At 62.9% G+C, this 17,167-nt stretch carries 18 protein-coding genes; 10 read left to right on the top strand and 8 right to left on the bottom strand.

Translation table 11 applies throughout. From position 1 onward, the window contains the following. Positions 1–15: 15 nt before the first annotated feature. The 4 genes from QRN54_RS13420 (at position 16) to QRN54_RS13405 (ending at position 4,837) form a co-directional block, all read left to right on the top strand. Positions 16–1,794 carry an ABC transporter ATP-binding protein gene (locus QRN54_RS13420; RefSeq protein WP_007729612.1) on the top strand — a complete coding sequence of 593 codons (1,779 nt, stop codon included), beginning with the start codon at positions 16–18 and terminating at the stop codon, positions 1,792–1,794. Between the two features lie 75 nt (positions 1,795–1,869). Then, positions 1,870–3,081 (top strand): acyl-CoA dehydrogenase family protein, encoded by a 1,212-nt coding sequence (locus tag QRN54_RS13415; RefSeq protein ID WP_003940162.1) that lies wholly within the window; start codon positions 1,870–1,872, stop codon positions 3,079–3,081. Further along, the gene (locus QRN54_RS13410; protein WP_007729609.1) at positions 3,078–4,103 is read left to right on the top strand and encodes a phosphotransferase family protein; all 1,026 of its coding nucleotides are present in this window, start codon (positions 3,078–3,080) and stop codon (positions 4,101–4,103) included. The genes QRN54_RS13415 and QRN54_RS13410 overlap by 4 nt, the downstream gene beginning before the upstream one ends. After that, the gene (locus tag QRN54_RS13405) at positions 4,100–4,837 is read left to right on the top strand and encodes an SDR family NAD(P)-dependent oxidoreductase (RefSeq protein WP_030537223.1); all 738 of its coding nucleotides are present in this window, start codon (positions 4,100–4,102) and stop codon (positions 4,835–4,837) included. Before QRN54_RS13410 ends, QRN54_RS13405 begins: the two co-directional genes overlap by 4 nt. 4 nt (positions 4,838–4,841) lie before the next feature. Here the strand turns inward: QRN54_RS13405 and QRN54_RS13400 are convergent, their stop codons facing one another. Beyond that, positions 4,842–5,387, bottom strand: coding sequence for a hypothetical protein (locus QRN54_RS13400; RefSeq protein ID WP_007729604.1), 546 nt, complete (start codon positions 5,385–5,387; stop codon positions 4,842–4,844). A 144-nt stretch (positions 5,388–5,531) separates the two neighbouring features. Here QRN54_RS13400 and QRN54_RS13395 point away from each other — a divergent pair, with 144 nt between their 5' ends. Genes QRN54_RS13395 through QRN54_RS13380 form a run of 4 tightly spaced genes read left to right on the top strand, consistent with a single transcriptional unit; the run spans position 5,532 to position 8,011 of the window. Then, positions 5,532–6,032 (top strand): methylated-DNA--[protein]-cysteine S-methyltransferase, encoded by a 501-nt coding sequence (locus QRN54_RS13395; RefSeq protein WP_003940613.1) that lies wholly within the window; start codon positions 5,532–5,534, stop codon positions 6,030–6,032. Further along, a complete protein-coding gene (locus QRN54_RS13390) occupies positions 6,019–6,573 on the top strand; it encodes an RNA polymerase sigma factor (protein WP_285182129.1) in 555 nt (184 codons plus the stop codon). Before QRN54_RS13395 ends, QRN54_RS13390 begins: the two co-directional genes overlap by 14 nt. Beyond that, positions 6,570–7,169: a methylated-DNA--[protein]-cysteine S-methyltransferase gene (locus QRN54_RS13385; RefSeq protein ID WP_007729599.1), complete on the top strand. Its 600-nt coding sequence runs from the start codon at positions 6,570–6,572 to the stop codon at positions 7,167–7,169. The genes QRN54_RS13390 and QRN54_RS13385 overlap by 4 nt, the downstream gene beginning before the upstream one ends. After that, positions 7,166–8,011 (top strand): DNA-3-methyladenine glycosylase family protein, encoded by an 846-nt coding sequence (locus tag QRN54_RS13380; protein ID WP_007729596.1) that lies wholly within the window; start codon positions 7,166–7,168, stop codon positions 8,009–8,011. The genes QRN54_RS13385 and QRN54_RS13380 overlap by 4 nt, the downstream gene beginning before the upstream one ends. 4 nt (positions 8,012–8,015) lie before the next feature. On the opposite strand, the gene QRN54_RS13375 is transcribed toward QRN54_RS13380, so the two are convergent. From QRN54_RS13375 to QRN54_RS13355, 5 genes are all read right to left on the bottom strand, one after another. After that, complete coding sequence (locus tag QRN54_RS13375) at positions 8,016–10,241, bottom strand: MMPL family transporter (protein WP_285182128.1); 2,226 nt, start codon at positions 10,239–10,241, stop codon at positions 8,016–8,018. Positions 10,242–10,343: 102 nt separating this feature from the next. Next, complete coding sequence (locus tag QRN54_RS13370; protein ID WP_050654595.1) at positions 10,344–11,894, bottom strand: bifunctional 3'-5' exonuclease/DNA polymerase; 1,551 nt, start codon at positions 11,892–11,894, stop codon at positions 10,344–10,346. Positions 11,895–11,940: 46 nt separating this feature from the next. After that, positions 11,941–12,804 carry a 5-oxoprolinase subunit C family protein gene (locus tag QRN54_RS13365; RefSeq protein WP_042448604.1) on the bottom strand — a complete coding sequence of 288 codons (864 nt, stop codon included), beginning with the start codon at positions 12,802–12,804 and terminating at the stop codon, positions 11,941–11,943. Continuing rightward, on the bottom strand, positions 12,801–13,433 hold the full coding sequence (locus QRN54_RS13360) for a 5-oxoprolinase subunit B family protein (protein ID WP_003940006.1): 633 nt from the start codon (positions 13,431–13,433) through the stop codon (positions 12,801–12,803). The genes QRN54_RS13365 and QRN54_RS13360 overlap by 4 nt, the downstream gene beginning before the upstream one ends. Further along, positions 13,430–13,909, bottom strand: coding sequence for a MarR family winged helix-turn-helix transcriptional regulator (locus QRN54_RS13355; RefSeq protein WP_054188402.1), 480 nt, complete (start codon positions 13,907–13,909; stop codon positions 13,430–13,432). The genes QRN54_RS13360 and QRN54_RS13355 overlap by 4 nt, the downstream gene beginning before the upstream one ends. 238 nt (positions 13,910–14,147) lie before the next feature. Here QRN54_RS13355 and QRN54_RS13350 point away from each other — a divergent pair, with 238 nt between their 5' ends. After that, positions 14,148–14,816 carry an alpha/beta fold hydrolase gene (locus QRN54_RS13350; protein ID WP_285182127.1) on the top strand — a complete coding sequence of 223 codons (669 nt, stop codon included), beginning with the start codon at positions 14,148–14,150 and terminating at the stop codon, positions 14,814–14,816. A 4-nt stretch (positions 14,817–14,820) separates the two neighbouring features. Here the strand turns inward: QRN54_RS13350 and QRN54_RS13345 are convergent, their stop codons facing one another. Continuing rightward, positions 14,821–15,264, bottom strand: a complete 444-nt coding sequence (locus tag QRN54_RS13345) for a hypothetical protein (RefSeq protein WP_217017889.1) — start codon at positions 15,262–15,264, stop codon at positions 14,821–14,823. A gap of 49 nt (positions 15,265–15,313) precedes the next feature. Here QRN54_RS13345 and QRN54_RS13340 point away from each other — a divergent pair, with 49 nt between their 5' ends. Next, positions 15,314–15,592, top strand: a complete 279-nt coding sequence (locus QRN54_RS13340; RefSeq protein WP_054188399.1) for a hypothetical protein — start codon at positions 15,314–15,316, stop codon at positions 15,590–15,592. A 118-nt stretch (positions 15,593–15,710) separates the two neighbouring features. Here the strand turns inward: QRN54_RS13340 and QRN54_RS13335 are convergent, their stop codons facing one another. Further along, on the bottom strand, positions 15,711–17,087 hold the full coding sequence (locus QRN54_RS13335) for an NAD-dependent succinate-semialdehyde dehydrogenase (RefSeq protein WP_285182126.1): 1,377 nt from the start codon (positions 17,085–17,087) through the stop codon (positions 15,711–15,713). Positions 17,088–17,167: the final 80 nt, after the last annotated feature.

Below are 17,167 nucleotides of genomic sequence, written 5' to 3'. Positions count from 1 at the left end.
GTGTTCCATAAATTCATGCTTGAATCCGACGCTTCTCAGCCCGCACCGAAATGGAGCAATCTCCGCGTCCTCTCGGAGTTCGCTCGACCGCATCTGCCGTCGCTCCTTCTCGGATTGGTACTGGCGCTGTGCGGCTCCGCGGCGACGCTGGCAACGCCCATGGTCACCAAGTGGGTTCTCGACACCCTCGATACCGGTGCGTCGCTGAAAGGACCTATCCTCACGCTCGTCGTCCTTCTGATCGTCGGTGCCGTGCTCGGTTGTGCTCAGTGGATCGTTCTCGGAACCGCCGCCGAGAAGGTTGTCTTCGACGCCAGGTCGTCGCTGGTGAAGCGATTCCTGGCGGCGACCGTACCTTCGCTGCAATCGCGATCCGTGGGTGAATTGGTCACCCGGGTCACGTCTGACACCTTGCTGCTGCGGGAGGCTGCGTCGTCGGCCGCGGTGAATATTCTGAACGCAGCCGCGTTGACCATCGGAACGATTGTTCTGATGGGCGTACTGGATCTGCCGTTGTTGGGCGTCACCATGGTGGCAATCGTGTTCGCCTCCATACTCTTTGCCGTTCTGATGCCTCGGATTTCCGCAGCCGAAGCGCGAACCCAGGAATCGCTCGGTCAGCTCGGCGGCGTACTCGAGGGTGGCTTGCGTGCGATCCGGACGGTCAAAGTTTCCCTCGCCGAGGATCGCGTCGGCGCTCTGGTGACGAACAATGCGTCCGATGCGAAAAAGCATGCGATCACGGCAGTTCGAGTGTCGGCAACCGCGTGGACTGTCGCGTGGACCGCCATTCAAGGATCGATCATTGCCATCCTCGGCTTTGGTGCGTGGCGAGTCGCCGACGGCGAAATGGCAGTCTCGACGCTCATCGCGTTTCTGCTCTACGCCTTCACCCTGATGGGGCCGGTGTCGGAGCTTGCGCAGAACGTGACCTCCGTTCAGTCGGGAATCGCGGCAGCTATCCGGATTCGCGAGATGCAGTCGTTGCCCACCGAGCAGTACGACGAGGTCGTGGACGTGGTCGCGAAAACCAACGCTGCCGCGCCGCTGATCGAGTTGCGCGACGTCACCGTGAGCTACCACGGATCGAACCAGCCGGCGTTGCGCGATGTCTCGCTGGTCATTCCGACGCGTGGGCACATGGCCATCGTCGGCCCGTCGGGTGCAGGAAAGACGACCTTGCTCTCGACCGTGCTGCGATTTGTCGAACCTCGATCGGGTGAGGTTCTCCTGCATGGAGTCGGTTACGACGCGCTCGATCACCGCGCTGTGCGCGAGAGTCTCGCGTACGTGGAGCAGGAGACACCGGTGGTGCCCGGAACGATTCGGGAGAACGTCGTCTTCAGCCATCCCGATGCGACGGACGAAGAAGTCCAGGCCGTTCTGCGCTTGCTCCGGCTCGACGACGCGATCGAGGCCCTGCCCAACGGACTCGACACCGCTCTGACGGCCACCTCGCTGTCGGGCGGCCAACGTCAGCGGATCGCGATGGCGCGCGCAGTTCTGCGGCCGAGTGCTTTGCTTCTGCTCGACGAAGCCACTGCCCAGGTCGACACGCTCACCGAAGCCGCGATTGTCGACGCGATCAACGAACGTGCGCGCACCGGGGCCGTGGTGACTATCGCTCACCGGCTCTCGACGGTGCGTGACGCCGACTGGATCGTGGTCATGGAAGACGGTCGGATCCGCAACATCGGCAACCATGACGAGCTCATGGACAAGGACGATCTGTACCGCGACATGGTGGTTGCCGGCCGGCTCGATCAGGGCGAGGCGATGCTCGAAGATTGTTGACCCGGCGCATCGGCATGTGCGAGAGTGCTGTTACCGAGCGATCGCTCGGTCGGGATGTTCTTTCGGAGGTGGCTGGTGGCAATCGATCTGACGTACGCGCCCGAGGTGGTGGCGCTGATCGAGAAGACGCGCGACTTCACGCGCAACGTAGTGCTCCCCATCGAAGACGAACACGCCGGTGACATCGCTGTAGCGGGTGGCGATGCCATCCGCATCGAGATGCAGTCGGCAGCAAAAGAAGCCGGTGTCTTCGCCCCGCATGCACCGATCGAGTACGGCGGCCACGGACTCAACATGAGTGATCGCGCGCCGGTCTTCGAGGAAGCCGGCTACTCGCTATTCGGGCCGACGGCGCTCAACATCGCGGCGCCGGACGAGGGCAACGTTCACATGCTGGCCCACGTGGCGAACGAAGCACAGAAGCAGCAGTTCCTCGCGCCGCTCGCAAGCGGGGACATGCGGTCGGCATTCGCCATGACCGAACCCGCGCCCGGAGCGGGATCCGATCCCTCGGCTTTGAACACCCGCGCCGAAAAAGTCCCCGGTGGCTGGAAGATCAACGGTAAGAAATGGTTCATCACCGGCGCCGACGGCGCCGGGTTCTTCATCATCATGGCGCGCACGTCCGGCGAGCCCGGGCAGCGCGGCGGAGCGACCATGTTCTTGGCGCCGACGGACACTCCCGGCCTGGTAGTGGGTCGACACATCGACACCCTCGACAAGGCCATGATCGGTGGGCACTGCGAGGTCACGTTCGAGGATCTCTTCGTACCCGACGAGGCCGTTCTCGGTGAGGTCGATCAAGGTTTCGCCTACGCGCAGGTTCGCCTCGGTCCCGCCCGCATGACGCACGTGATGCGCTGGCTCGGTGCAGCGCGCCGCGGCCACGACGTCGCCGTGGCCAGAGTTGCCGAACGAGAAGGCTTCGGCTCGAAACTCGGTGATCTCGGAATGATCCAGAAGATGGTCGCCGACAACGAGATCGACATCGCAGCCAGCCGCGCACTTCTGGTGCAGGCCTGCTTCGAACTCGATCAGGGCGGGCACGCGAGCAACGCGACGTCCATCGCCAAGACCTACGCTGCCGAGGCGATCTTCCGGATCGTGGACCGCTCCATTCAGATGTGTGGCGGAATGGGCGTGTCCGGCGATCTGCCGCTGGCACGCTTGTCCCGCGAAGTGCGTCCCTTCCGCGTCTACGACGGCCCGTCCGAGGTTCATCGCTGGGCAATTGCGAAACGTGTTGTCGGAGCTGCGAAGCGCGCTGCTCGCGAGGAGTCGAAGTGACGGACTTTCCAGGACTCGATCTCGCGGCGCTCCACAAGTATCTGCAAGCCGCTGGCGTCGAGGTGAGCGGTGAGTTGCGAGCCGAACTGATTTCAGGCGGCAAATCCAATCTCACCTACGGTATCTTCGACGACAACTCGAAGTGGATTCTCCGTCGTCCACCCACGGCCGGCCTCACGCCGTCGGCGCACGATGTTGCGCGCGAGTTCCGAATCACCTCGGCGTTGCAGAACACCGCCGTGCCGGTCGCGCCGACCGTCGTGCTGTGCGAGGACGCCTCGGTGATGGGTGCGTCGTTCACGGTGGTCGAGTTCGTCACCGGTCAAGTGATCCGAACCAAAACCGAGTTGGAAGCTGTTCCGGCAGCGCAGGTCACGCAGTGCACCGACGAGTTGGTGCGTGTTCTCGCTGCACTGCACGACGTCGACTACACCGCAGTGGGTCTCGGCGAACTCGGCAGACCCGACGGTTACGTAGCCCGCCAGGTGAAGTTGTGGGCCGGTCAATGGTCACGCGTCAAGACCGAGGACTCGGCCGACGTGGACAGGTTGGCGTCGAGCCTCGCGGAATTGATTCCGGCGGAATCAGCCTCGTCGATCGTGCACGGCGACTACCGGATCGACAACACGATTCTCGCGGCGAACGACGTCACCAAGGTTGCCGCAGTGGTGGACTGGGAACTGTCGACGCTGGGAGATCCGCTGGCGGACATCGCGATGATGTGCGTCTATCGGCATCCCGCGCTGGATCTGGTTCTGGGTGAGCCTGCTGCGTGGACGAGCCCGTCGCTACCGTCCGTTGTCGATCTGGCGCAACGGTATTCGTCCGTTTCGGGTCGTGAACTGGCGCATTGGAACTTCTACATGGCGCTCGGGTTCTTCAAACTCGCCGTCGTGGCGCAGGGCATCGATCACCGATTCCGAGCAGGAGCCACCGTCGGCGGGGGATTCGACAAGGCTGGATCTTCTGTGCCGGAACTGATCTCGGCCGGACTCAACGCACTGCAAGGGAAATTCGAATGACTCGATCAGCACTGGTCACCGGCGCCTCCAAGGGAATCGGGCTCGGCATCGCAACACGCTTGGCTTCGCAAGGGTACGGGCTGACCATCACGGCGCGTGATACCGAGCGGCTCGCCGTTGTCGCCGAAGAACTTACCCGCGCCGGATCGCCGGACGTCGTCGTCTCGGCCGGCGACATGGCGGACGAGAACTTCGCCGCAGCACTCGTCGCCACACACAATGAGCGATTCGGCTCCATGAGGGCTCTCGTCCTCAACGCCGGAGTGGGAACCAGTGGGCGAGTAGCGGATTACCCGATGCGACGTTTCGACAAGACCGTTGCCGTCAATCTCCGAACACCGTTTGCACTATTGCAAGCGTCGCTGCCGCTCCTGCGTACAGCGGCGGACGCGGACCTTGCCGGCGGAGCGAAGGTGATCGCTCTCGCCTCGATGGCCGGTGTGTATGCCGAGAGCGGCCTGGCCGTCTACGGAGCCACCAAAGCTGCGCTGATTTCGATGGTCGAGGCACTCAACGCCGAGGAATCCGGAAACGGCGTCAGTGCGACGGCCATCGCTCCCGGTTACGTCGACACCGACATGTCGGCATGGACACACGATCGGATCACACCGGACACCATGATCAAGGTCGACGACATCGTGGAGTTGGTGGACGGTCTGCTCAAGCTCTCGTCTCGAGCGGTCGTTCCGAAGGTCGTCATGGCGCGGGCCGGGACCAACGGCTACTCCGCCTGAAATTTCAATCCAGCTTGGCTTCGCCCCGCTTGCGAAAGAAGTGAAAGCCGGGCACCCCGACGATCGCCTGCCGCAGGTCCTTGACCACTCCGAGGAGTTCGTGGATCTCGGGCGAGACGGAGTCCAAGGTTCCGAGGATGGGCAACACCGCGGCCACCCGGTCGGTGAGCTCCGGTAGTTGGTCGATCAGCTTGATCGCGGCGCTGACCTCTGCCTCGGAAAGGTCGTCGGCGAACCTGGCGGCCAGCGGCGCGAGCTGTAGGGCGATGGGCTCGTAGATCTCGAGGAGTTGACCCGCGATGTCCGACGTCTGCTCGACGGCCTCGACCAGTGTCTCAGCGCGAACGGTCACGGCGGCGGCTCCGATGACGACGCGGTCGGCGTTGTCGGCGATCTGGTTGATGCGCGCCACCAACCTCTCGACCGAGAAGAGGAGCGCCTCGAGTCGAGTGGGCAGGGTGACCGCAAATGCGACCGTGGACAGGGACCAGTGCACCACGTCGCCGACGGAGCGGACAACGGTGGAGCTGCCGGGCAAAACTAGAGCCATCCCTCGATACTGCCTGATGTGACGTCAAAGTACAGGTAAATCTCACATTCACGAGGCCCGCGGCGTTTTCGAGGTGTCGGTGCCGGCGCGGACAATCAATTCACCCGCTGTCTGCCGCACCGCGCAACCTGGAAGGATCGAGACATGACGGCTATCCGTACGCACACTGTGATCGACTCGCCGATCGGAGCGTTGACGCTGGTAGCAGCAGGTGACGACCTCTGCGGTCTGTACATGGCGGAGCATCGCCACAAGCCGGACGAGTCCACGTTCGGTGATCGTTCCTCGGCGGTCTTCGGTGAAGTCGAATCGCAGCTCACCGAGTACTTCGAGGGTGATCGCACGGAGTTCTCGGTGCCGCTGGCGCCCGTGGGTACCGAGTTCCAGAAGCGGGTGTGGGATACCTTGCGAACGATCCCGTACGGCGAAACCTGGACCTACATGGAGCTCGCGCAAACTTTGGGTAACCCGCTTGCGATCCGTGCTGCCGCCGCGGCAAACGGCAAGAATCCGATCAGCATCATCGTTCCCTGTCATCGCGTGGTCGGTAGCGACGGAAGTCTGACCGGTTTCGCCGGCGGCCTCGAACGTAAGCGGTTCCTGCTCGACCGCGAGCACGGCGGCGAATCGGATGTCCTCTTCTGATGCGCTCGGCTCACAATTCGGTGATCGGGAACGTCTACCGATCGTGAGACTCAAACCGTTCGAAGACGTCGTGACCGAATACGGTGCAGTGGTCCTCCGTGTCTGCCGCGCGGTGGTCGGGCCCGTCGACGCCGAGGACGCGTGGTCCGAGACGTTCATCGCGGCGATGCGGGCATACCCGGATCTGAACCCGGACGCGAACATCGAAGCCTGGCTGGTCACCATCGCGCACCGCAAGGCGATCGACATCACCCGAGTGCGTGCCCGCGTGGCCGTGCCGACAGACGACGTTCCGGAATTGCCGACGCGAATCGGCGTGCCGGGCACGTGGGATCACGAACTCTGGGACGCACTCGAACAACTACCACTCAAACAACGTGCGGCGGTCGCCTATCACTTTCTGGGCGGGCTGCCGTACGCAGAGATCGCGGACATCCTCGGCAACACGCCGGCAGCCGCCAGACGCGCGGGTGCCGACGGTATCGCCACCCTACGAAGAACCTACTTGTCCGCTACCGCTGCGGAAGGGAGTCACTCATGAGTAACGATGTGTTCGAGGCACTTCCAGCCGTTGACGCCGACGCCATGATCCGCCTACGGGCGCGCCTGGCTGCGCAGGCGTCCGAAGCCGAATTGATCGACGTGGCATATCGAACCGTCGATTCGCCGGTCGGAAAGCTGCTGCTGGCGGCAACTGATGTCGGCCTGGTGCGGGTTGCCTTTGCCGTCGAAGGGCACGACCTCGTTCTGGAACGATTGGCGGACACCGTCAGCCCTCGTGTGCTTCATTACCCGCGCAGGCTGGACACTGTCGCTCGCGAGTTGGACGAGTACTTTGCCGGTGCGCGTCGAGAATTCGATCTGCGCTTGGATTTCCAACTCGCGAAAGGGTTTCGACGCGAAGTGTTGCGTCATCTTCCCGAGATCGAATACGGCCACACTGCAAGCTATTCGGTGGTCGCGGCAGCGTCGGGAAGCCCACGTGCGGTGCGTGCCGTAGGGACCGCATGTGCAAAGAACCCGCTGCCGTTGGTGGTCCCGTGTCACCGGGTGGTGCGCAGCGACGGCAGCCTCGGGCAGTACGCGGGTGGCCCCGAACTGAAAGCGATTCTGCTGGATCTGGAAGCCGGCCGGTGAGCGCAGTGACGCTGCGCTTTCAGGCGCCCTATGCAGTCGAACCGCTCACCGGTGCCCTGCGGGCTCACTGCGTCGCAGGCCTCGAGCGTCACGACGACGGTGTTCACACCAGAGTCGTACCGTTGCCTTCCGGACCCGTTGTCGTGTCGGTGTCGTGGACCGACGACGGTGTCGTCGTGGATTCCGATGTGCCGGTAACGGATTCCGCAGTGCTGGAGGTGATCGTGCGCCGTTGGCTCGACCTCGACGCCGATCACACTGCTGTCGAAGCGGCGTTCGGTAGTGATGAGTTGTTGGCCCCACTTGTTGCCGCCCGTCCAGGATTGCGTGTGCTCGGTTCGGTGGACGGGTTCGAGACCGCAGTGCTCACCGTTCTGGGACAACAGGTTTCGCTCGGCGCGGCGAGGACGTTCGGTGGTCGTTTTGTCAGCGCATTCGGAGCGCCGGTGCAAGGGGATTTTCTTGCCTTCCCTGATCCGGACATGGTTGCAGCGCAATCAACCGAGGGCATACAGAAAGCCGTCGGATTGACCACAGCGCGCGCAAGAACAGTGCACACGCTGGCAACTGCGGCAGCGAACGGCCTCGACCTCTCCTGGAATGCGGATCCTGTCCAATTTCGGCGAGAGCTGTTGGCGCTAAAGGGGATCGGACCGTGGACCGCTGACTATCTCACCGTCCGGATTCTCGGTGATCGCGACGCATTCGTGCCCGATGATCTGGTGTTGAAACGTGCGCTGGGGGTCTCGACGGCCAAAGAAGCCGCAGCGTTGTCCGAGCGCTGGCGACCCTGGCGAGCCTACGCGCTCTTTCATCTGTGGACCAAGGAAGCGTTTCTGTAGTCGGTCAGTCTTTCGCGCGCGCCAGTTCGGACGGCCACCAAATACGTTTCCCGATGTCGTGAGAGAGTGCCGGCACCAGGACGCTGCGCACGATGATCGTATCGAGCAGCACGCCGAAGGCCACGGCAAATCCGATCTCGGCGAGGAAGACCAGTGGCAGGATGCCCAGTACGGCAAATGTTGCGGCCAAGACGATTCCGGCTGACGTGATCACACCGCCCGTCACCGCAAGACCGCGCAGTACACCTGCGCGGGTGCCGAATTCTCCGGTCTCCTCCCGGACTCTGGTCATCAGGAAGATGTTGTAGTCGATACCCAGCGCGACGAGGAAGACGAAGGCGAACAGCGGGAACGATTGATCCGCCCCGGCGAACCCGAATACGTGTGTGAAGAAGAATCCGCTCACACCGAGGGTCGCCGCGAAGGAAAGCACCACGGTGACAATGAGAATCACCGGGATCAGCAGAGCACGGAGCAAAGCGGCCAGAACCAGGAAGATCACCACCAGCACGATCGGGATGATCAGGTTTCTGTCGCGGACCGAGGCCGCCTGGACATCAAGGGTGGTGGCCGTGCTGCCGCCGACGAGCGCGTCGGCGCCGGGCACGTCGTGGACGGCAGTCCGCAGTCGCTTGACAGTTTCGAGTGCCTCCGGCGAATCGTAGGAGTCGGCGAGGGTTGCATTGATCATGGTTCGGCCGTCGATCGGTGCAACGGTGAAAGCCGCAGGGGCGCAACCCGCAGCGGCGGCTTGTGCGACGGCAGCGGGGTTGGTCTTGATCAAATCGCTGACCTTTGCGACGTCCACCTGGGTGCAGACGGCGCCGGGATCCTGCGAGATACCTTCGACGCCGCTGGCTGCTTTGATGACGGCGTCGGCCTGGTCGGCGTTTGCGGTGATCACGGCCGGTGCGCCGGCTCCGGGATCGAACTTCGAGTCGTAGAGTTCTTGTCCGACAACTGCGTCGGGACGATTGGTGAAGCTTTCGGTGGATGTCAGGCCATCGGTTTCGAGACTGCCGATCCCGGCCGCGAACAGGATGATCAACAACACTGTGGCGCCGATCCACAGTGGGCGGTCCTTGCTACCGACGGCCTCGGCGATCTTGCCCCACATCCCGTGCGTCGTAAGGTCTGCGGCGTGATCGACCTTGGGCTTGCGCGGCCAGAAGACCCACCGTCCGGTGGCGGCCAGAGCGACCGGCATGAACGTCATCATCACCAGGTAGGTGCAGGCGATCCCGATGGCGGCGACGGGTCCGAGGCTCTTGTTGGAGTTGAGTTGAGAGAACGTCAGGCAAAGCAGACCGAGAATCACGGTGACAGCCGAAGCGGTGATGGCCGGCGCAGACTCGCGCCAGGCCTTGATCATCGCGTCGAAGCGGTTGGGATACGTGTGCAATTCTTCGCGATAGCGAGAGATCAAGAGTAGGGCGTAGTCGGTACCGGCACCGATCACCAACACGAAAAGGATGCCTTGAGATTGTCCGGTCAGAGTGAGTAATTCGGCTTTCGCGAGAAAATAGATCACCATCGACGACAAACCGATGGCGAGGAGCGCGGAGAACAGCGGGAAGAACCACAACACCGGCGATCGGTACACGACAAGCAGGATGAGGATCACGACCAGGAGTGCCGCGCCAAGGAGCGCTCCGTCCAGACCGGCAAAGGCGTCGATGAACGCAACGAGTAGCCCACCTGGCCCGGCTGGGAGTACCTCGACATCACCAGCTGCTTGTTTTGCTGCGTCGATGACGTTCTGCTCGGTGGTCGCCAGGACATCGCCTGCCACGGATGTGTCTCCGTCCTTGGCGACGAGTGGCACGAAGATCGACGCAGTTGTGCCGTCGGCGGAGTACTGAGTGGGCTGCATACCGTCGGCGTCTACCCCGGCGACGCCGGCAATGGCGCCGTAGGCCGAGTTGATTGCAGATTTGTCCGCCTCGGTGAGGGCCGAATCTCTATGGAACAGAACAAATCCAGGGATCGTCTCGACTGCGAGGAAGTTCGCGGATTGGTTGCTGACGATTGTCGATTCGGCGGAACTCGGGAGGTACGAGGCGTTGTCGTTCTTTTGAACCTCGGCGAGTTTGCCCTGGAAAGAACCGCCGAATCCGCCTGCGAAGAAGGCGAAGATCGCAAGGGCGATCACGGTGAAGATCGGCACGCGAAGGCGCTTCACGGCTCCGCGCTCGTTCCGTTCTGCGTCAGTTGTGTCCAGCTTGGTCATGGTTCTCCTCGAACGCAGTCGACCAGCACCAACAAAGCAACATTTTCCAGTAGAACACGCAATACGGGCGCGGTGGAACCACTTGGCGTGGAATTGACGACGCTACGAAGTGCCTTTGCCGTATGTCTCGCGGGCTGCGACGTCCATGGGAAAACGGACGACTGTGTCGCCGAACAACAATCGAGTTGCCGAAGCCGCGGCGGCCAGCACGTGGGCGGTACCTGACTCGGGATTTCGGGTATGCACGACTACCTCGTCGTGCTGGAAGAAGACCAACTCGCCGTCCGGGTCTTCGGCGAGGCGGCGCCTGAGGTCGGCCAGGAGGCACAGCGCCCACTCGGACGCAGTGGCCTGCACGACGAAGTTGCGCGTGAAACGACCGCGGGCGTGAGCGTCGCCGTGGGAGTAGAAGTCGGGAGACGGTGGGGGACAGGCCCGGCCGAGCAGTGACTTCACCACCTCGCCGCGCTCACCTGCCTTGGCAGCTTGCTCGACGTACTCGACGGCGACCGGGAATCGCTTCCGCAACAAGACGAGCAGTGCTTTGGCTTCACCCGCCGTCGCCCCGTACAGGACTCCGAGGATTGCGACCTTGGCTTTGGCGCGATCACCGCCGAAGGCTTCGGCACCGACAAGTGCGTACAGGTCGTCGTCCCCGGCGGCGGCCATCATGCGGCGGTCGCCGGACATGGCGGCCAGAATTCGGGGCTCGAGCTGACCGGCGTCGGCGACGACGAACACGTGGCCCGGATCGGCGACGACGCTCGAGCGCATGGTCTTCGGAATCTGGAGGGCCCCGCCGCCTCGACTCGCCCACCTGCCGGACACGACACCACCAGGAACGTAGATCGGACGGAATCGATCTCCCCGCACCCAACTGTCCATCCACTGCCACCCGTTGGTGCTGTACAGCTTGGCGAGTTCGCGATGACGAAGGAGTAGCGGCACAGCCGGATGATCGATCTCCTGCAGAAACCACTTGCGCGTCGACGGAAGTTCGATGCCCTGACGACCGAACGCCTCGGTGATCTCCACCGAAGACGAAGGATTGACGGTGCGCCCGAAGACCTCACTGATCTGTGCGGCAAGTTCCTGCATACGAGCGGGGAGGTCGTATCCCGTCGGCCGCGGCCCCAGCCGTTCTTCGAGGAGTTCGCGATGCTTCTGCGTCGAGAACGGAAGGCCCGTGTGCGTCATCTCGGCGGCGCTGAGAGCGCCGGCCGATTCTGCTGCGATCAACAAGTCCAGTCGAGCGTCCGCGCCGATGGTTGCGCGCTGCTCGGCGAATTCGGTGACGACGGCGAGGGGATCGAGAACGGGTGCAGTGTCGAAGAGTCCGAGTCGATCGTCGTCGAACTCCTCGGCGGGCGGTGACGGTTTGCCGGCGCGCATTCCGAGTATCGCGCGGGTCAGGGAGATGTCGTGGCACCGCTGAACCCGTACGCCTGCCCGCAGTAGAGGTGGGTACACGGTCGCCGTACTCGGCCACACCCACCGCGGGTGCTCGGCTTCCTCGATGGTGCGTACCGCTGCGATCAGGTCGGGGTATTCGACGGGATCGGCGAGCGGCGTTCCAGCGGGATCGGTCCGTAGGACAGTTGCCGTCACAGCTCCCGTGGACGTCGTACTACCGGGGACCAGGACAACTCGCACGACATCAGTGTGACGGCTGGGTCCGACACGCTATCGCTCGGCGTGCTCAGGCCCTGACGAACCGGATGTGTTGACCCGGGCGGGCTTGGCCGAGTCGGTCGATATCTGCGTCCGCGACCACTCCCACCACCGGATAGCCGCCGGTGATGGGGTGATCGGCGAGGAACACGACAGGTTGGCCGCTGGGTGGGACCTGGATCGATCCGAGTGCCACGCCTTCGGTGGGCAGTTCGGTGTCGTCTGTTCTTCGAAGTAGTTCGTCGGCGCCGACGCGATCGACGCGTGCGCCGATTCGGTCCGAGTCGGTCGAGATCGCCCATCGGCCCTGGAGGAGTGTTTCGGGGTTGGTGAATCGATCTGCGCGAGGACCGAACACCACTCGAATGGCGAGAGTCTCGTTTGCCATCGGCGGCACCGGTGCGAGGTCGACGGCTGAGAACGTGGTCGGCGATGGCCCGATCGGGAGAAAAACACCAGGCTCGAGAGGCGCCGGACCGATCCCGGACATCGTGTCGGTGCTGCGCGATCCCAGGATCTCGGGAACCACAATGCCGCCTCGGACGGTCAGATACGTCCGCAGTCCACTCGGTGCGTAGTCCAGGCGGACGGTCTGCCCAGCCCGCAGATCGATCACGCTCGAATGCCCGACCGGAATGCCGTCGCGGTAGGCCTGTGCAGGCGCACCGGTGAACGCGATCGTTGTCGGTTGCTGCGCCCGAAGACTCAGCCCACCCAGGAGGACCTCGACACCGGCTGCGCCCTCGTTGTTGCCGACGAGCCGATTGCCAAGCCTGAGAGATCGACTGTCTGCCGCACCGGAAACCCCGACACCCGAGCGAAGATGACCTATCCGTCCGAGGTCCTGGATCAGGCTCAGCGGCCCGGTGTCGAGTATCTCCAGACCGTTCATCGTTGTTCCTCGTTCACGAAGCGCACGCGTCTGCCGGGCTGAACGGTGGCCGGTGGTGTGGCGTTCAGATCCCACATCACGGCATCGGTGCTCCCGATGATCTGCCAGCCACCCGGTGATGCACGCGGGTAGACCGCGCTGTATCCAGCGGCCAGGGCGACGGAACCGGCAGGCACAGCGGTTCGTGATTGCGTTCGACGCGGAACGTCGAGCCGAGTGTCGCCTGAAGTCAGGTAGGCGAAGCCGGGTGCGAATCCGATGAAGGCGCAACGCCACATTGCCCCGGTGTGGGCCGCAACCACCTCGGATCGGCTCATACCAAGTGACTGTGCGACGTCGTCGAGGTCGGGCCCGTCGTACCTGACGGCGATGGTGAGTGCATCCGTCTCGAAATGCTCGTCTGTGGTCGCGGCAGAATCGGTCTGCTCGAGATCGTTCAAGCGCTTCCGGACGTACGTGAGATCTGCCGCCGGGGTGCACGTGACCAGGACCGTGCGAGCTGCGGGGAGGAAGTCTTCGACCCCGACCGGGGTGTTACGCGTCAGTGCTTCGGTGAACGCTAGAACGCCAGCTTCGGAATCGAAGTCCACGAGCAATGCGCGTTCTCCCGCGGGAAGTATGCGAGTCACCGGGAGGGCTCCCTATCGACTCGAGTCCGCTCCACGTCCGCTCGCATCGCGGCGATGAAACTCGCGATGGTGGCTCGCTCTGTGGCGGTAAAATTGCCGAGGGTGCTCACCGCCCGTGAAATGAGTGGGCCGAAGTAACTCTCGCCCAGAGTGACCGCCGATGGTGTGACCTGCAAGAGCACCCGCCTGCGGTCTGCTGAGTCTCGCTCCCGAGCTACGTGGCCCGCTTTGACCATCCGGTCGACGAGCGCGGTCACCGACGCCGAGTTGATACCCAGCTGTGCGCCGAGCCAGCCTGGTGTCGCCGGTGCGTCCGAGCGCTCGGCATCGAGAAGGCAGATCAACGCGCGCACGTCGGTGGAGTGCATTTTGTACTTGTTCGCAAAGCCGGAAACCGCCACGTTCAAGTCGACGGTAAGTGCGCGAAGCGAGTGGACGATCGCCATCGCTTCGTCTTCTGCATCGCCGACGCTCAAGGATGCCTCCAGCCCTGGTGTGTTGTCTCTTGATTGTCTACTATCTCGATAATCGAGAGAAATGGGGGTGGGGGATGGACTTCAATCGCGCATACGACGCTGTACTGACCAAATGGCCGCAGAAACCGCTGGGTGTGGATCTCGCGGGGCGGTTCGGTAGCACTCACGTGAACGTCTGTGGACCTGCAGACTCGCGGCCGTTGCTCCTTCTGCCCGGGGGAGGTGCCACTTCGACGGTGTGGTTCGACAACGTTGGGGCGCTGTCGAAATCCCGGCGTGTTTTGCCGTCGACACGCTGGGTGATGCCGGACTCAGCATTCCGAATGGTGATCGGATGAAGTCCGTCGACGATCTGATCGAGTGGATGGACTCGATAGTCGATTGCACCGGGGTCGACACCGTCGATGTGATCGGACATTCCTACGGCGCGATGATTGCGTTGGCCTTTGCGCTGCATCGACCTGATCGTCTCGGCAAACTTGTTCTGCTCGACCCTAATTCGAGTTTCTCCGGCATGAAGGCGGGCTACCTTCTGCGTGCGCTTCCGCTGTTGCTCTCCCCGTCGCGAGCACGCCGACGGCGACTGTTGGAATGGGAGACAGGCGAGTTGAGTATCGACTCCGACTGGCTGTCTCTTGTGGAAGTGGGCACTTCGGATCTACCGCGACCCGATCTCGTAGTGCCTCGACGTCCGTCGACGGAGGCCTTGAGCGCACTGGATGTCGAGTTGCTGGTGGTCCTCGCACAAGACGGACGGGTGCATGATGCGGAAATCGTGTCGAAGTCAGTGCGGGAGAGGGTTCCCGCAGCGCGTGTCGAGGTGCTGAAAGCTTCTTCGCATCACAGCATTCCGATGGTTCCCGCCGATGAAGTCAACCGGGTGCTCGTCGACTTCTTGGAGGGCTAGCGGATCAGGGTGCGACGACGCACCCCGGACCGATCGGTGTCGCCGGATTGACATCGACCGTTGTGACCGGCCCGCCCGCGGACGTCTGGTAGGCCATCAGAGAGTGTTCGCCCGGTGCAGTCGGAGTCCACAGCGTGACGGCGTGGCCGAGTACGACCGGCAAGGTGAAGTAGGGATTGACGGTGTCCCAGATCAGTTCCTGCGGGAACATGGTCGACGCTCGGTTCATGTCGACAATCGAGACGTTCGGCTCGTTCAACGCTGCTGTCCTGGCAACCACCAGATACGTGCAGCCCGCTCCGTACGGCGTCGTCGACCCGCTGCTGAGACCCGGAAGGATCGTGACGTCGACTACGTCCGCGGACGCTGAAGTCGCGGAACAGATGGCTGCACTCGCGCAGAGGGCAGCGGCGATTACGGTAGTTCGAGCGATTCGTGAAAGTGTCATACCAGCAGGTCGGTTTTATCTGGGTGGGTGTTACAGGCAGACTGACCGGATGCGCGCACTTCACGTTCTGCTGGCCGGCTTCGGCTTCCTGCTGGGGTTCCTGATTATTGTTGTCTCCGGCCTGATCGAGTGGGCCTCCTTCGCCTCCCGAACCGATTTCGCCTTCGTCGGTGACTCCGCCGTGTCGGTTGGTGTTTCCAACGAGGCGATCTACACCGCCGTCGCTGCTCCACTGGTGGGTGCGCTGATGGGCTGGCTGTCAGCTGTCATCGCGACGAGGTTCGGGTGGAGCCTCACTCGTGGGAGTGTCACTCTGGCAAGCGAGTGACCAGGCAGCGGACCCGCTTGCTGGTCCGTGGGTTGTGAGGAAAGGCCCCGACCTCCATCGAGGTCAGGGCCTTCCTTTGCGCCGAGCTACTTCTGTGTCGAGCTACTTCTGTGTCGAGCTACTTCTTCGAGACGCGGAGCAGCTTCTTGTTGACGAACTCGTCCATTCCCCACGGACCCAGCTCGCGGCCGACTCCGGAGCGCTTGACTCCGCCGAAGGGCAGACCGGGCAACGTCGTTCCGTGCTCGTTGACGAACGCCATTCCCACGTCGAGATCTGCAGCGACCGACCGGGCGGAATCGAGATCGCTGCTCCAGACGGATCCGCTCAGACCGTAGACCGACGAATTGGCAAGTTCCACAGCCTCGCTGGCCGACTTGACCTTGTAGACGACTCCGGCAGGTCCGAACAGTTCTTCGCTGTAGGCCCGCATGTCCGGTGTCACGTCTGCGAGCAATGTCGGTTGAACGTAGGCGCCCGGGCCGTCGATCTTCTTTCCACCGGTCAGCAGCGTGGCACCCTTGGACACAGCGTCGTCGATCTGCTCGATCAGAGTGTCTGCCGCGCCCTGCGAAGAGAGCGGACCCAAGACTGTGGATTCGTCCAACGGGTCACCGGCAGTGACGGATTCGAAGGACGTCGCCAACTTGTCGGTGAAGTCGTCGTAGAAATCTTCGGTGACGATGAAACGCTTCCCCGCGTTGCAGGCCTGGCCGGCATTGGACAGACGTGCCTTGGTTGCGGACTTGACGGTGGCATCCATGTCGTCGGAATCGAGGACGATGAACACGTCTGATCCGCCGAGTTCGAGGACGACCTTCTTGAGATTGCGTCCGGCAGTTTCGGCGACGCTGGTTCCGGCGCGTTCGCTGCCGGTCAGTGACACACCTTGAACTCGGGGATCGGCGATCATGTCCGCGATCTGCTCGTTGGTCGCGAAGACGTTGACGTAGGCGTCGTCCGGCAATCCGGCTTGTCGCAGAATCTCTTCCATCAGCAGCGCCGACTGCGGACAGTTCGATGCGTGCTTGAGAATGATCGTGTTACCGAGCATCAGATTCGGTGCCGCGAAGCGGGCGACTTGGTAGTACGGGAAGTTCCACGGCATGACGCCGATGAGAGCGCCGATCGGTCGCCGGTACACAACCGACTCCTCGGCCCCGGGAACGTCGAGTCGTTCTTCCTCGAGCAGTGCCGGACCGTGGTCTGCATACCACTGATAGATCGCGGCCGAGAGTTGTACTTCGCCCTTGGCCTCGCGGACCGGCTTACCCATCTCCAAGGAGATCATTCGGGCCAGTTCGTCTGCGCGCTCTGTGTACAGTTCGGCGGTCTTGCTCAGGACTGCCGCACGCTGCTGTGGCGCACTGTTGCGCCAGGTCAAGTAGCCGCGATGCGTGTTCGCAAGTGCGGCTTCAACTCCGGCGTCATCCAAAGTATCGAATTCCCTGACGGTTTCACCTGTCGCGGGATTGACTGTTTTGTAATTAGCCATAGTTGTACAACGTGCGGAAGGGGCTCGAAGATTCCCGAAACGCGCAATCACATTGAATCGGCTCAACAGGTTTCGATCAA

It is taken from the genome of Rhodococcus sp. MEB032 (assembly GCF_030208925.1).
Classification (GTDB): domain Bacteria; phylum Actinomycetota; class Actinomycetes; order Mycobacteriales; family Mycobacteriaceae; genus Rhodococcus_F; species Rhodococcus_F qingshengii.
Note: the sequence above shows the minus strand (reverse complement) of the source record. Positions and strands in the feature narration are given on the sequence as shown.